Genomic DNA, 16,234 nt, shown 5'->3' with positions numbered 1-16,234 from the left:
CGTATAAAATCCCATTGGGTTTTAAGAAGCTATTCCAATCTTTGTCCATGTATAGTCCCCTTTTTTTTAATTGACTCAAAATGTTTTATTTTATTTGTAAAAAGATTTATACCAATCTATAAATCCCTTAACTCCTGTTTTAATAGAGGTGTTAGGTTTGTAGTCATAATCTTTTATTAAGTCGTCTACATTTGCCCAAGTTCGCTCAACATCTCCTGGCTGCATGGGTAGCAGATCTTTTTGAGCTACTGTATTTAAATTAAACTCAATTTCTTTAATGAAGTCTAATAATTTCACGGAGTTGTTATTTCCTATATTGTATATTTTATAAAGTCTGTTTTTTACTGGCTTTTCAATAATTTTAATCACGCCATTAACAATGTCATCAATATATGTAAAATCTCTTTCCATATTACCATTATTAAATACTTTAATAGGTTGGTTATTAACTATTGCATTGGTAAATAAAGACATGGCCATATCTGGTCGACCCCATGGTCCATAAACGGTAAAAAACCTTATCCCTGTAGTAGGGAAATTAAATAAATGACTATACGTATGCGCCATAAGCTCATTCGATTTTTTTGAAGCAGCATAAAGACTTATAGGTGAATCAACCTTATCTTGTGTTTCAAATGGTACTTTTTCATTTAACCCATATACGCTAGAGCTACTAGCGTAAACTAAGTGTTTAATACTATTATTTCTGCAACATTCTAATAGATTAATAAAACCAACAATATTACTGTTTATGTAAACCATTGGATTCTCTATGCTGTATCGCACACCAGCTTGTGCTGCCAAATTACAAACAATATCAAATTTTTCTGAATCAAAAATTTTTGGTAATTCAATTTGATCTTCTAAATTAACTCTAATAAATTTGAAATTATAAGCACTATTATTACTTAAAACTGGTTTGTTGAAAACTCCGGCGGGTTCTCTAGAGATACCGAGTTCTTTTAATCTCGCATATTTTAAATTAACATCATAATAATCATTAACATTGTCTATTCCTACTACTTCGTGCCCAGCTTCAACTAATTTTTTAGACACGTGATATCCAATAAATCCTGCTGCTCCTGTTACTAAAATTTTCATATTAAATATTGTTTAGATAACTTATAATCTTCCACTAACTTTTTCTTTCAAAACCCCTTTTACATCATATAAAACCCCATTTGGTTTTAATAAGTGATTCCACTTTTTTTGTGAAAATTCTTTATGAGCCACCGTAAGTATAATAAGATCAAACTTACCTTCTGGTAATTTCTTAACGGTTTCTAAGCCATATTCATGTTTTACTTCTGCAGGATTCGCCCAAGGATCGTAAATGGTAATATCTGTTTGGTAACTCTTTAATTCGTTGATAACATCTACAGCTTTCGTATTTCTTACATCTGGACAGTTTTCTTTAAACGTAATCCCTAAGTTTAAAACCTTAGCGCCTTTGATGCGGATATCATTCTTCACCATTAGTTTTACAATTTCTGAGGCTACATATTGCCCCATGCCATCATTAACTCGTCGACCAGCTAAAATAATTTCTGGATGATAACCTACTTCTTGAGCTTTTTGAGCTAAATAGTAAGGATCTACACCAATACAGTGTCCGCCAACTAGGCCAGGCTTAAAAGGTAGAAAGTTCCATTTAGTTCCTGCTGCTTCTAAAACAGCATGGGTATCAATATCCATTAAATTGAATATTTTGGCTAATTCATTTACAAAAGCAATGTTAATATCGCGTTGCGAATTTTCTATCACTTTTGCTGCTTCGGCCACTTTAATAGTAGGAGCGAGGTGTGTACCTGCAGTAATAACACTAGCATAAAGGGCATTCACTTTTTTTCCTATTTCGGGCGTAGACCCAGCTGTTACTTTTAGTATTTTATCTACGGTATGTAGTTTATCGCCAGGATTGATACGTTCTGGAGAATAGCCTGCGAAAAAGTCTTTGTTAAATTTAAGACCACTAATTTTTTCTAAGACAGGAACACATTCATCTTCTGTAACACCTGGATATACGGTTGATTCGTAAATAACAATGTCTCCTTTTTTTAGAACTTTAGCAACGGATTCACTCGATTTGTAAAGCGGTGTTAAATCTGGTCTGTTATTTTTATCTATAGGGGTAGGAACAGTAACAACGTAATAATTACAATCTTTAATATCGTTTAAAGTTGAAGAAAAAAACAAGCCATTTTTGTTGCTATTAGTTGTTTTTAAAACAGATTTCAATACCTCTGGCTCAACTTCTAAGGTTATATCATTACCTTCTTGTAATTCGTTTATTCGTTTATCATTGATATCAAAACCGACTACATTAAATTTTGTAGCAAACAACCTAGCTAATGGCAGTCCAACATATCCCAAACCGATAACCGCAATTTTTATATTTTTCATTTTATGTAATAATTTGCAAATGTTTTATAAGTTCTCCCAATACCAAGAAACCGCTTCTTTCAAGCCAGTTTTAATATCGAATTCTGGTGCATAGCCTAATAATGTTTTTGCCTTATTAATAGAAGCAAGGGAGTGGGGGATATCTCCAGCTCTATTATCTCTATGTTTTATTTCAACGTTTTTTATTTTATTATCAAATTTTGATAAATAGGTTTTTAGCAACGTCGTTAATTCTTTTAGTGTTGTACGTTCGCCATAAGCTACATTATAAACCGTGTTTAGCGCCTCTTTATTTGTTGTTGTCAAAGCTCTTAAATTCATTTGAACAACATTGTCTATATATGTAAAATCTCTTGAATAGCTACCATCTCCATTTATTATTGGTGATTCGTGACTAACAAATTGCTGTACAAATTTAGGTATAACTGCGGCATAAGCACCATTTGGATCTTGTCGTTTTCCAAAAACATTAAAATATCGAAGACCTACAACATCTAAATTATACGTTGTATGAAAGATATCGGCATATAACTCGTTAACATATTTTGTGATGGCGTATGGTGAAAGTGGTTTTCCGATAGTTTCTTCCACCTTCGGTAAAGCTTCGTGATCGCCATAGGTAGATGAGCTAGCAGCATAAACAAACCGCGTAACACTTGCATCTCTAGCAGCAACTAGCATATTTAAAAAGCCAGATACATTAACATCGTTTGTTGTAATAGGGTCGTTAATAGATCTGGGTACAGAACCTAAGGCCGCTTCGTGTAAAATGTAATCGACATTATTACATGCTTTATGGCAATCGTCTAATTCTCTAATATCTCCTTCAACAAGATTAAAATTTGGGTTAGATAAAAAAGGGGCTATATTTTTTCTTTTTCCAGTAGAAAAATTATCTAAACAGGTTACCTTAATGTTATTGTTTAGCAAAACTTCAATTAAATTGGAACCTATAAATCCAGCTCCACCTGTAACTAAAATGTGTTTTCCTTTTAAAGTTTTGATTAAGTTAGCATTCATGTGAAAATTGCCTTAATTTAATTAATGAACAAATATGTGAAAAATATATTTAACTATTTTAGTAAATTATATTAAGGTTGTTTTTTTCCGACGAAATCCATGAATATTTGAAAAAAGCCGATTAATTATCTTTTAATTGGGTGTGTTTTAAATGAATTGGTAAAAGCATGTAATTATCTTTTTTGTAAGTATATGTACGTATGTTTTATGAGTAATACTAGGTGAATTCCTTTTTTTCTAATCGACAATCCGCAAAGATTAACCATGAACTAAACTGCTAACTGTATTTAACCGATTTTTATAATAGTTTTAGCGAATTAAAACCAAAGTAGCATTTCTACTTGAAAACAATTAGTAAATTTACACCATTAAGAAGAGCATAATTTGAATTGATTAATAGCAAATTAATTTAATATGTTTTATAAAATTACTTGATCCCTCTCAAAAGTAATTTAACGCAAAAGTGTTGAATTTAAGGTTAATAAAGTAAAAATTGTATTAGATATTAAAGAAATTAGGCTAGTGTTTTATTAAATATTTTGATAATTTATCGGTAAAAAGGTAAATTTTATATAAATATTTAATTTGATTCTGTTGTTAAAAAGACAGCTGGCATGATAAATGTTATTAAAGTAAATGTAAATGCTAACAAAAACTAAAATATATTTGTCTTCACCTCACATGGGGGGAACAGAACAAAAGTATGTAGCCGATGCTTTTGATACGAATTGGATTGCGCCTTTAGGACCTAATGTAAATGGTTTTGAAGATGATATTAAATCTTATTTAGGTAATACTAATGAAGTGGGAGTTCTAAGTTCTGGAACCGCATCTATTCATTTGGCTTTAGAATTAATAGGAGTTTCTAAAGGAGATGAAGTACTGTGCCAAAGTTTTACTTTTTCGGCATCTGCCAATCCTATTATGTATCTAGGAGCAACACCTATTTTTATAGATAGTGAAAAGGATACTTGGAATATGTCTCCAGAATTACTTGAAATTGCTATTCTAGATAGAATAGAAAAAAACAAAAAACCAAAAGCTATTATTGCAGTACATTTATATGGTATGCCATTTAAAGCAAAAGAAATAAATGCCATAGCGCAAAAATATGATATTCCAGTAGTAGAAGATAGTGCTGAAGCTTTAGGAAGTAAATATCATGATAAAGCTTGTGGAACACTTTCTGATTTTGGAATATTATCTTTTAATGGAAATAAAATTATTACAACCTCTGGTGGTGGTGCTTTAATAACTAAAACTAAAGCCTTAAAAGACAAAGCTGTGTTTTTGTCTACACAGGCTAGAGATGACGCACCACATTATCAGCACTCACATGTGGGTTATAATTATAGAATGAGTAATGTTTTAGCAGGAATAGGTCGTGGGCAAATGGAGGTTTTAAATGATAGAGTTGAAGCTAGACGTGCTAATTATGAGTTTTACAAGAAATATCTGTCTTCTTTTAATAGTATTGAATTTCTAGAGGAACCGTCTGGAAGTTATTCTAACAGATGGATTACTTGTATAAAAACAGATTCTTATGAGACTCGAGAAAAAATAAGATTAGCTTTATTAGAAGATGATATAGAATCTAGACCTTTATGGAAACCCATGCACCAACAACCTGTTTTTAAAGATTATTTACATTTTACAGACGGAACATCTCAAGATCTTTTTGAAAAAGGACTATGTTTGCCAAGTGGATCTAATTTAACTGGTAACGATTTAAATAGAATTTTAGAAATAATCAATAATACCCCAAACTTATGATTAAAAACTACTTCGCCATTTACTCTCAGAAATACGCCTCGAAATGGCTTGTTTTGGCTATCGATTTATCGATAGTTATGGCTGCTTTTTTTATAGCTTATTTTATTCGATTTAATTTTTCATTAAAATTTAATGTTGAGCAATTTACATTGCAATTACCTTTTGTTTTAACAGTTTCGGCTATAAGCTTTTTAGTAGTTGGATCTTTTAAAAGTGTTATTCGCCACACAGGCTTTACCGATGTTGTTAATTTATGTAAGTCGGTATTTTTAATTGCTACAATAATGGGGGTGTTTGTATTCTTTAATAATAAGTTTCAATTAGTTTCTAATTTCACTATTCCTCGTACTATTATTGTTTTTCACGCTATTATTAGCTTTGTTATTTTAAGTGCTAGTAGACTTGTGTTTAAAATGGGTTTTAAACACTTAAAATGTAAATTACTTGCTACTAAGCGTGTTTTAATCTATGGCGCAGGAGATGAAGGGATTATTACTTATAATGCTTTAGTAAATAATACAGTTTCTAGCTATGTAGTGGTTGCTTTTATTGATAATAATAGAAAAAAGAAAGGTAAAAATATTGACGGAGTTCCAATTATGTCTTTTAGACAAATTACAGCAGAATTTACTTTAAACAATAATATAGATGAAATTGTTGTTGCTTCTGAAGGCGTAAGTGCAAATAAATTAATTTCTTTAGTGGATAATTTATCTGCGGCTAATGTAAAAATAAAAAAAGTACCACCAATTGATAGTTGGATTAATGGTGAGTTAAATTCTACTCAAATAAAGCAAGTTCAAATTGAAGATTTATTAGGTCGTGCTCCAATTGAAATTAATAATCCTAATCTATTGAATGAATTTAATGGTGAAACTGTTTTAGTTACAGGTGCCGCAGGATCTATAGGTAGTGAATTGGTTAGACAATTGTCAGAATTTGATGTAAAGCATTTAATTTTAGTTGATCAGGCAGAATCTCCTTTATATGATATAGAACAAGATTTAAAACGATCTGGTAAAAGAAGTTATACAGCTATTGTTGCGGATATTCGTGATGGTTTAAGATTGGATAGTATTTTTCAAGAACACAAACCAACTATGGTTTTTCATGCAGCAGCATATAAGCATGTTCCATTAATGGAGAAAACGCCATATGAGGCGATAAAGATTAATGTGAATGGTACAAAGCTATTAGCTGATACTTCATCCCGATATAATGTAAAGAAATTTGTTTTTATCTCTACAGATAAAGCGGTAAACCCAACAAGTGTGATGGGAGCTACTAAGCGAATGGCTGAAATGTATATTTCTTGTCTTCAAAAAGAAAGCAAGACTAAGTTTATTACCACTCGTTTTGGTAACGTATTAGGATCTAACGGATCTGTTATTCCATTATTTAAAAAGCAAATTGATCAAGGTGGTCCATTAACTGTTACTGATAGTAAAATTACTAGATATTTTATGACGATACCAGAAGCTTCTCAATTAGTTTTAGAGGCTGGGACTATGGGGAAAGGTGGTGAGATCTTCATATTTGATATGGGTGAATCTGTTAAGATATTTGATTTAGCTAAAAATATGATTAAATTATCTGGCTTAAGATACCCAGAAGATATTGATATTAAAATCACGGGTTTAAGACCTGGAGAAAAGCTATATGAAGAGTTACTTGCAAATGGTGAGAATACACTATCTACATATCATAAAAAGATTTTAATAAGTAGAACTCGAGAACTTGATTACGGAAAAATTAAATCTTCAATAGAAGAGCTTTGTATTACAAATCGTTTTCAGAATAATAATATAGTTCTTAAAATGAAACGTTTAATTCCTGAATATAAATCGAATAATTCTGATTATGAAAGATTTGATAAACGTGTTCAAACTTACAAGAAAAGTAAAGGTTTAAATAATTCTGAAACAGATAAAAACTATGTTAATAGTTAATTTAATTAAAATTTTATAATTTTCCCCAAAATATTTATTTAAAATGATCGCATCTATTTTCAATAGCAAAACATACTTTGCTCTAATTTCTATTATCATTCTTTGTTTAACTTCATGTAAAACAAAAAAAGACGTCGTGTATTTTCAAAATGCCAAAAACTTTGAAACTGTAGTTGATACAGATACTTTTCAAGCAAAGCTAAAAGTAGGAGATATGTTAACTATTTATGTTTCTACTTTAGATTTAACAGTTACTAAACCATATAATGTAGTTATAGAAGCTGGAACTGCTGGTGAGTTAATTCAATATGTTATTGATTTTGAAGGAAATATTGATTTTCCTGTTTTAGGAAAGGTAAAATTAGTTGGTTTAACTATAGAAGAAGCTAAGCAGCTTTTTAAGAAAAAATTTGAAGACGGCCAATTGCTTAAAGATCCAGTAATTATAATGAATTTTACCAATTTTAGAGTTACTGTAGCAGGTGCTGTAAATAGCCCTGGTGTTTATCCTGTATCTGGTGAGCGTATTTCTATTTTAGAAGCTTTAGGAATGGCTGGTGATTTAACCATTAAAGGTCGAAGAGATAACATTTTAGTTATTCGAGATTTTAACGGATCTAAAACATATACAAGGGTTGATATAACGAATAAAGAAGTTTTTAATTCTCCAGTGTATTATTTAACTCAAAATGATTATGTTTACGTAGAGCCTAACAATTCAGGAATTAGTGCTGCTTCTGGAGATACTAGAATAAGTACCATTATTACTATTTCATCATTTGTATTAACTACAGCTCTTATTTTTGTAACTAGAAATTAGCCCTTTTTTATGATTTCAAACGAAAACAAATTTGATATAGAAAATTCAAGTTCTGAACATTTTAATTTAAAAAAGACAATAGGATTATATGCAAAGCATTGGATGTGGTTTGTAATAAGCATATTGTTTTTTTGTGTTTTGGCATATATTCAAATTCGTTACTCGATACCTAAGTATGCTGCTACAGCCAAAATCATGATTCTAGATGATAATGATGGTACAGGCGGAGCGAATGCTTTACAGGAATTATCTCTTTTTTCGGAAAATGAAACTGCCGCAATAGAAGATGAAATAGAGGTTATGACTTCGAGAACCTTCATGAAGGATATTGTTAAAAAGTTAAACTTAAATATTTCATATTACGCTTCTGGCAGAGTTAATGAGTATGAGTTGTATAAAAAGAACCCTTTTACGGTTAATTTTATAGTATCTGATTCAATTGTTGATAATATTTCTTTTAATTTTTTTGTTGATGTTATTTCTGATACGGAGTTTAACTACAGGGAATTTGAAGATGATGAGCCTGTAAAAATAACATTTGGTGAAAATATATCTACAGCTTATGGAAATATGGTTTTAATGCCACGAGAAGGCTATCAAGGTGTATATACAACAACAATTAGAGTTCAGTTTACGCCTGTAATGAATATAGCAACCTATTTAAACGGAAGTGTTTCTGTTTCGCCAATAGCAAAATCTTCTAAGGTATTGTCTATATATTATGAAGATACAGTTCTTGAAAAAGCAACTGATATAATTAATACATTAATAGATACTTATAATATAACATCTTTAGAGAAGAAAAATATAAGATCGGAAAATACTGTTAAATTTATTGAGAAAAGGATAGATTCAATAACTTATGATTTGGTTAATGTTGATAATAATATTGTACGATATAAAACGGTTAATAAAATTACTGATGTTGCTTCTGAAGCTGGTCAGTTTTTAGCTTCTAGTACTGTAAATGAGCAAGAAATAGATAACGCTAAAACTCAATTACGGAGACTTAATTATATGGATGAATCATTAGGTGATAATAACTCGTTCTCACCAATCCCCTCTAATTTAGGTCTTGGTGATGGGGCTATAAACACTTTATCTGAGAAGTATAATCAATTATTAAGAGAGCGTAATAGTAAATTGCAAAGTGCTGGAGAAAGAAACCCTATTGTTCTTGAATTAAACGAAACCTTAAAAGGAATAAAGCAAAATTTAAATAGTAGTATTAAAAACTCAAAACAATCATTAGGAATACAAATCAATAGTCTTCAAACGCAATCAACACGTTTAAGTTCAAAAATCTATGCAGTTCCTGGTCAAGAAAGTAAATTGCGATCAATTGAAAGAAAACAAGGAATTAAAGAGCAAATTTATTTGTTTTTATTAGAAAAACGTGAAGAAGCAGCGATTACCTTAACAGCAACAACTCCAAATTTAAAAATTATTGATGAAGCCTATTCTTATGGTGAAGTTTCGGTGAATGGAAAAATACTTTATATAGGCGCTTTGTTTTTAGGTTTTTTAATTCCATTTGGATTTATTTATGGTCGTGACCTTCTCGATACAAAAATACATAATAAAGAAGATGTTCACAGAGAGATAAAAAATATTTCGATTCTAGGTGAAATTCCGCGATTGTCTAAAAGTGACAAAAACCTGGTTGAACGAAATGATCGCTCCGTATTGTCAGAATCTTTTAGGATTATAAGAACTAATTTTGATTTTGTAAGAAGGGGGCGTGAAGTTGAAAATTATAAAAATGTGATGTTTGTAACTTCAACAATAAATGGTGAAGGAAAGTCTTTTTTTAGTATGAACATGGCACTAACTTTGGCTAGTACTAATAAAAGAGTATTACTTATTGGTGCTGATATTAGAAACCCTCAATTGTTTACAAAAATTAAAAGTATTGAAAATAATAATGAATCTAAAGGACTTGGATTAACAGAGTTTATTGCTGATAAATCAACTCTGTTAAATGATGTTGTTACTAGTCATACTATAAATGATATTAATATTGATGTTATGTATTCAGGAAGTATTCCTCCAAATCCTGCAGAACTATTAATGAGTGATCGTGTTAAAGATTTGTTCGATAAAGTTTCTGCCGAATACGACTTTGTCATTGTTGATACAGCACCTTCTATGCTTGTTACGGATACCTTATTAATAAGCAAATATGCTGGGCATACATTTTACGTAACAAGAGCAGGTTATACTGAAAAAGAAATTTTAAACTTTACTAAAGAAATTCATGCTGATAATAAGCTTAATGGTATGATGCTAGTTGTTAATGATGTTGATCAATCTAACTTTGGTTATGGTGCTAAATATGGCTACTATGGAGCTCCAGAGAAGAGAGGTTGGTTTGGTAGAAAAAAAGCTTAGCTATCTTTTTAAAAATATTATAGTATCCAGTTTAAATTGATTAAAAAAAAATCTCGTTAAGTATTTATACTTAACGAGATTTTTTAATTCAGACTGTTTTAAGCTTTAGGATGATATATTCAAGGAGCGACAAAACCATATTATAATTGAGTATTTAGAATAACTTAACTCGCATAAAATTCAAAAGCATCCAATATAACACCATCATCGACTAAGCAATCAATTTTAGTAATACCAATATCTTCAAGTAAAACAAAATTAATATTACCATGATGGTTTTTCTTGTCATATTTTAGTAATTCAATTATAGCAGGAAGTTCGCTTTGTTCAATAGTTATTTTACCGTAATAACTTAAGAATAGTTCTTTAATTTTTATAGTTTTCTCTTTAGGGAAATTTGTAAGTTCTGTAGATATGTAGCAAGCTAATATCATTCCAACAATTACAGCCTCTCCATGGAGTAGCGTTGTTTTATTTAGATTGCTTAAAAAATAAGATTCTATGGCATGACCAAGTGTATGACCAAAGTTTAATGTTTTTCTCAAGCCATTCTCAAAAGGATCTTCTTCAACAACATTCTTTTTAATAATTACCGATTCGTAAATTAATCCATCTAAATCATCTAGTGATAGTTTAGATAAATCTTCAAAATTACTCCAATAACTATCCCCAGTAATTAAACCATGTTTTAACATTTCGGCAAGTCCAGAACGCATTTGGTTTACTTCTAAGGTATTCAGATAATTAGTATCTATCAAAACCAAATTAGGATTACTAATAACACCTACTTGATTTTTTAAATGCCCTAAATCTACACCGGTTTTCCCTCCAACAGAAGCATCTACCATAGAAAGTAAAGTTGTTGGTACATTAATGTAAGCAATACCTCGTTTAAATGTGCATGCAACAAACCCACCTAAATCTGTAATCACGCCGCCACCAATGTTTATTAGTAAACTTTTACGGTCCGCATCCAGTTCAGATAATGTATTCCAAACACCAACACAAGTATCAATAGTTTTATTTATCTCGCCAGATTCTATTTCCATAATTTCAATTACAGCAGTTGTTTCCATTTTTTCTAAGAAAAGCGGTAAACAATGTTGATGTGTATTCTCATCTACTAGTATGAAAATTTTAGAAAAATTATTATCTTTAAGATGTGTATTTAGTGAAGAATAACAAGTGTTATTAAAATGTATTGTACAGTTTTTTGTGCTAATAGAATCCATAAAATATTTTAACTTTTTAAGAATGTGAAATTAAGGAGATTTTATATAAAATGATAACTTAGCAATAATTATATTTATAAAAAAATAACAAATGAATACGAATTTGATATTTAACAATACTGAAATCGCTTTTTCCTTGAAAAGTGACTCCGAATTAGAAAGAGCTTACTTCTTATTTAAGATGATATCTATAGAACCTTTAGTGCGCATTGGAACTGTAGCGACCAATTTTGCTTTAAAGGCACACTTGCCTATTGAAGGATTAATTCGTTCTACAGTGTTTGATCATTTTTGTGGTGGCGTTAGTGAAGACGACTGCCTAGTTGTTATTAATAATATGTACCAAAAAGGAGTTAGCTCTGTTTTAGATTATTCTGTTGAAGGAAAAGAAAGTGAAGTGGAATTTGATGGCGCGAAGGATAAGTTGTTAAAAATTATTGAGTTTGCGAAACATCTAGATGCAATTCCTATTGCTGTATTTAAACCATCCGCATTCGGACGTTTTTATTTATATGAAAAATTATCAAAAGGAGATACTTTAACAGAGAAAGAACAAGAAGAGTGGGATAGGGTTATAGCACGTTTTGATAGTGTATGCGCTAAAGCAAAAGCTTATGATGTAGCTGTTTTGATTGATGCAGAAGAGAGTTGGATTCAAGATGCCGCCGATGAATTGGTAAGGCAATTAATGGTGAAGTACAATACTGAAAAGCCTATTGTTTTCAATACACTGCAAATGTACCGTCATGATCGTATGTTGTTTTTAGAAGAAGAACACGCAAAAGCCAAAGCAGAAAATTATTACCTAGGATTTAAATTGGTACGCGGTGCTTATATGGAAAAAGAAAATGATAGAGCGGAAGACAAAGGCTATCTGTCCCCAATATGTGTGAGTAAAGCAGCTACAGATCAAAACTTCAATACGGCACTTAATTACATGTTAGAAAACTTAGATAATATGTCTGTTTTTGCAGGTACACATAATGAAGATAGCTCGTATTTATTGATGGATCTTATGGAAAAGAAAGGTATCGCTAATAATGATACTCGTGTTTGGTTCGGTCAATTATATGGCATGAGTGATCATATTAGTTTTAATTTAGCAAATGAAGGTTATAACGTGGCTAAATACATGCCATTTGGACCTGTGAAAGATGTGATGCCTTATTTAATTCGTCGTGCCGAGGAAAACACTTCTGTAGCCGGACAAACAGGACGTGAACTAGCTCTATTATCTAAAGAGAAAAAGCGCAGAAAAAGCTTGTGATTTATAAATAACTTTTTAAAATAGCCTTTATGTCTTTATGAGATGTAAAGGCTGTTATTTTTGATAGGCTTTCTAAATATGATATAGGGAAGTTGAAATTATTTTTTTTCTTCACTAATAAAATATCATTATGTATTGTTGGAATTAAAATTTCGTTTTCTGAAACTAATTCTTCATGAAGTTTTTCTCCAGGTCTTAATTTTGAGAATTTTATATCCACCTGTGTTTCATTACAAAATAAAATGAGACGCTCTACTAAATCAGTTATTTTTATAGAATTTCCCATGTTGAAAGTAAAAAGTTCACTTTGCTTATTATAATCTGAAGCTATTTTTAATATAAGATTACAAGCTTTCTGCATATCAATAAAATAGCGTGAAATATCTTTATTTGTTATTATTACTGTCTTTTCATTTTCAATACGGTGCTTAAATAATGCTACCGCCGATCCGTTGGAACCAAAAACGTTTCCGAAGCGTGTGATTAAAAATAGGGTTGAACTCGATTTAGACAAAAATGATAAATAATCTTCAGAAATTCGTTTAGAAAGTCCCATAACTCCTATTGGGTTTACGGCTTTATCGGTAGAAATAAAAATGAATTTTTTAACCTTATAAATAAGTGCTAAATCTGCTAACAATTTAGTTCCAAAAATATTTGTTTTAATAGATTCATAAGGGTTTGTTTCCATTAAAGGCACATGTTTGTAAGCTGCTGTATGGAAAATAATTGTTGGTTTAAAAGTTTTAAAAAGATGTTGTAGTGAGTCTTCTTGAGTGATATTAATTATTGAAAATTCAACATTATTTATGTTTTCAAATTCAGGAGCGTTTATTAAATCATATAATGGAGATTCAGCAATATCTATTAAAATTAATTTTTTAAATATACAGGCACTAAGTTGTTTTGAAAGCGAACTACCAATGGAACCTGCCGCTCCGGTAATTAAAATGGTTTCTTTTGAAAAATCGAAATTTAAATAATTTTTAAAAGGTTGCTTATCTTTCGGAAATAAACCAGAATGTTGTAATAACTGATCAATTTGATTTGCGGTTGCTGTATTCATTAAATTTTATCTGCTTTATTGCAAATTAGCAATAATAATATTTAAGAGCAAAAATAGATGTAAAAAGAGGCTGAGCTAATTAAGAGAATTACTTAGCAATAACTTTTATAATGGTTAAACCAATAAGCTTTAAATCGAAAAATAAATTTTGATTTTTTATGTATTCCTTGTTAAATTTCAATTTATCTGGAATTATAGTTTTTATAAATAATTCTTCAGGATTTTCAGCGGCTTCTAATAATTCAACTTCATTTCTGTATTTTAAAGATGCTAGACCTGTAATGCCTGGACGAACTTGAAAAATCTGCATATCATCTTCAGAATAAAAATTCACATAATAGCGCAATTCTGGTCTTGGACCAACAAAACTCATGTCGCCTTTTAAAATATTAATTAACTGCGGAAATTCATCAATTTTATAGCGTCTTAGAAAATAACCGACTTTAGTTACGCGAGAATCATGGTTTCCTAAAGTAAGTAATCCTTTTTTTTGAGATTGTATTTTCATGGTTCTAAACTTGAAAATATTAAAATCATTATTGTTTTTCCCAACACGACCTTGAACAAATAAAATAGGACCTTTAGAATCAATTTTTATAATAATAGCAAGAACAAAAAGAAATGGTAATAGAAATATTAAACCCATTAAAGAAAAAAGAACATCAAAAGCCCGCTTTATCATTAAGGTTTCTCTATTTTTAAATCAGTAACTGTGGCTGTGTCTTCGCAGTTTTCAACGGTTATAACAATGTCTTTTTCATCGAATTCACCTTCTACCAAATAGATGCCACAAGGTTTATGTCTAGGATCGCTATCCGAAAAATTAATATCGCCTTTTTTTAAAATTCGTCTTATTTCTGTAGAATCAATGATGTTATCCGAAATATATTCAAAAATCACATCATTATAAATTATTTTCTTAGAATTAATGTTTTTTAAAACTCTAGCATCTGGACCATAACTACAAGATGCTTTTTTTCCGTTTAAAAAGAATGCTAAAATTATTAGCCCGATAGAAAATCCGCCGAGGTAATAGCCAATACGCTGAATAAGTTTCATTTAAAATAATTTGATAATAATTTACAGAAAGATTGTTAAAATATAAGTAAATTAATATCACTATATTCTAATCCAAACCATTCTCCCACAGATTTACTTGTTAAAATCCCGTGGTAAAAATACAACCCATTTTTTAAACCACGATCAAAACGTAACGAATTTTCTAAACCTCCATCTTCTCCGATTTTTAGTAAATACGGTGTAAAAATATTACTAATAGAAACAGATGCTGTTCTAGAATATCGTGCGGGAATATTGGGCACGCAATAGTGTACTACATTATGTTTTACAAAGGTAGGGTGCTTATGCGATGTAACTTCACTAGTTTCGAAACAGCCCCCCATATCAATACTTACATCAATAATAATGGCTCCTTTTTTCATGTGTTGCACCATAGATTCTGATACAACAATTGGGGCTCTATTTGCACCTCGAACGGCACCAATAACAACATCACAGCGTTTTAAAGCTTTTGCTAAGTTTTTTGGTTGAATAGTTGATGTATATATAGGACGCCCTAAATGCGTTTGAATACGTCGTAATTTTGTTAAAGAATTATCGAATACTTTTACGTTTGCACCTAAACCAATAGCACTTCTACTAGCAAATTCGCCCACAGTTCCAGCACCTAAAATAACCACTTCTAAAGGCGGAACACCACTAATGTTACCAAACATAAGTCCGTTACCAGTGTTGGCATCTGATAATAATTCCGCTGCAATAAGTACAGAAGCTGTTCCTGCAATTTCACTTAAAGATTTTACAGCAGGATATGCGTTATCGGAATCTCTAATAAACTCAAATGCTAATGCCGTAATGCGCTTAGTGGCTAATGTTTCAAAATATTTTTTATGCTGTGTTTTTAATTGCAACGCAGAAATTATAATAGTATGTGGGTTTATTAGCTTTATTTGTTCCAAACTTGGCGGCTCCACTTTTAAAATCATGGGACAAGCAAAAACTTTTTCGGCATCTTTGGTAATTTCAGCACCAGCTTCACTGTAATCTTTATCACTAAAGTTTGCGCCTTCGCCAGCACCAGATTCTAATAAAACGCGATGGCCATTGCACACCAATGCATAAACAGCATCTGGCGTTAAGCAAACTCGTTTTTCTTTGTATGCCGTTTCTTTCGGGATACCAATAAATAATTCTCCTTTTTTCTTAAATATTTCAAGCGTCTCTTCTTGAGGTAAAAGTTGCTGTTTTGTAAAAGGTGAAAGTGGTTTGTTCATATTTTTATAAAAAAAAACA

General features: G+C 30.7%; 13 protein-coding genes. 5 read left to right on the top strand and 8 right to left on the bottom strand.

Features of this window, described 5'->3' with window-relative positions:
• Positions 1–90: 90 nt before the first annotated feature.
• From M4I23_RS05475 to M4I23_RS05465, 3 genes are read right to left on the bottom strand one after another with little or no spacing between them, the layout of a single operon-like run.
• A complete protein-coding gene (locus tag M4I23_RS05475; RefSeq protein ID WP_249753726.1) occupies positions 91–1,101 on the bottom strand; it encodes an NAD-dependent epimerase in 1,011 nt (336 codons plus the stop codon).
• A gap of 21 nt (positions 1,102–1,122) precedes the next feature.
• Positions 1,123–2,403: a nucleotide sugar dehydrogenase gene (locus tag M4I23_RS05470; RefSeq protein ID WP_249753725.1), complete on the bottom strand. Its 1,281-nt coding sequence runs from the start codon at positions 2,401–2,403 to the stop codon at positions 1,123–1,125.
• Between the two features lie 24 nt (positions 2,404–2,427).
• Positions 2,428–3,423, bottom strand: a complete 996-nt coding sequence (locus M4I23_RS05465) for an SDR family oxidoreductase (RefSeq protein ID WP_249753724.1) — start codon at positions 3,421–3,423, stop codon at positions 2,428–2,430.
• A gap of 642 nt (positions 3,424–4,065) precedes the next feature.
• On the opposite strand from M4I23_RS05465, the gene M4I23_RS05460 reads away from it, so the two are divergent.
• The 4 genes from M4I23_RS05460 to M4I23_RS05445 are packed head-to-tail and all read left to right on the top strand — an operon-like array spanning position 4,066 to position 10,356.
• The gene (locus M4I23_RS05460) at positions 4,066–5,196 is read left to right on the top strand and encodes an aminotransferase class I/II-fold pyridoxal phosphate-dependent enzyme (RefSeq protein ID WP_249753723.1); all 1,131 of its coding nucleotides are present in this window, start codon (positions 4,066–4,068) and stop codon (positions 5,194–5,196) included.
• Entirely contained in the window at positions 5,193–7,145 is a 1,953-nt protein-coding gene (locus M4I23_RS05455) for a nucleoside-diphosphate sugar epimerase/dehydratase (RefSeq protein WP_249753722.1), read from the top strand. Before M4I23_RS05460 ends, M4I23_RS05455 begins: the two co-directional genes overlap by 4 nt.
• A gap of 43 nt (positions 7,146–7,188) precedes the next feature.
• Positions 7,189–7,965, top strand: a complete 777-nt coding sequence (locus tag M4I23_RS05450) for a polysaccharide biosynthesis/export family protein (protein WP_158849990.1) — start codon at positions 7,189–7,191, stop codon at positions 7,963–7,965.
• Between the two features lie 9 nt (positions 7,966–7,974).
• Positions 7,975–10,356 (top strand): tyrosine-protein kinase, encoded by a 2,382-nt coding sequence (locus tag M4I23_RS05445; protein ID WP_249753721.1) that lies wholly within the window; start codon positions 7,975–7,977, stop codon positions 10,354–10,356.
• 164 nt (positions 10,357–10,520) lie between these two features.
• Here M4I23_RS05445 and aroB read toward each other — a convergent pair whose 3' ends face one another.
• Positions 10,521–11,588 (bottom strand): 3-dehydroquinate synthase, encoded by a 1,068-nt coding sequence (gene aroB / locus M4I23_RS05440; RefSeq protein WP_158849994.1) that lies wholly within the window; start codon positions 11,586–11,588, stop codon positions 10,521–10,523.
• A 91-nt stretch (positions 11,589–11,679) separates the two neighbouring features.
• On the opposite strand from aroB, the gene M4I23_RS05435 reads away from it, so the two are divergent.
• Positions 11,680–12,855, top strand: a complete 1,176-nt coding sequence (locus M4I23_RS05435; RefSeq protein ID WP_158849996.1) for a proline dehydrogenase family protein — start codon at positions 11,680–11,682, stop codon at positions 12,853–12,855.
• Position 12,856: 1 nt separating this feature from the next.
• On the opposite strand, the gene M4I23_RS05430 is transcribed toward M4I23_RS05435, so the two are convergent.
• The 4 genes from M4I23_RS05430 to M4I23_RS05415 all read right to left on the bottom strand — a co-directional run bounded on the left by M4I23_RS05430 (position 12,857) and on the right by M4I23_RS05415 (position 16,215).
• Positions 12,857–13,921: a polysaccharide biosynthesis protein gene (locus tag M4I23_RS05430; RefSeq protein ID WP_249753720.1), complete on the bottom strand. Its 1,065-nt coding sequence runs from the start codon at positions 13,919–13,921 to the stop codon at positions 12,857–12,859.
• An 88-nt stretch (positions 13,922–14,009) separates the two neighbouring features.
• Complete coding sequence (locus M4I23_RS05425; RefSeq protein ID WP_158850000.1) at positions 14,010–14,603, bottom strand: sugar transferase; 594 nt, start codon at positions 14,601–14,603, stop codon at positions 14,010–14,012.
• Positions 14,603–14,980 carry a DUF4258 domain-containing protein gene (locus M4I23_RS05420; RefSeq protein WP_249753719.1) on the bottom strand — a complete coding sequence of 126 codons (378 nt, stop codon included), beginning with the start codon at positions 14,978–14,980 and terminating at the stop codon, positions 14,603–14,605. Before M4I23_RS05420 ends, M4I23_RS05425 begins: the two co-directional genes overlap by 1 nt.
• Positions 14,981–15,015: 35 nt before the next feature.
• Positions 15,016–16,215 carry an alanine dehydrogenase gene (locus M4I23_RS05415; RefSeq protein WP_158850004.1) on the bottom strand — a complete coding sequence of 400 codons (1,200 nt, stop codon included), beginning with the start codon at positions 16,213–16,215 and terminating at the stop codon, positions 15,016–15,018.
• Positions 16,216–16,234 lie beyond the last annotated feature (19 nt).

Source organism: Algibacter sp. L4_22, from assembly GCF_023473045.1.
GTDB lineage: Bacteria > Bacteroidota > Bacteroidia > Flavobacteriales > Flavobacteriaceae > Algibacter.
Note: the sequence above shows the minus strand (reverse complement) of the source record. Positions and strands in the feature narration are given on the sequence as shown.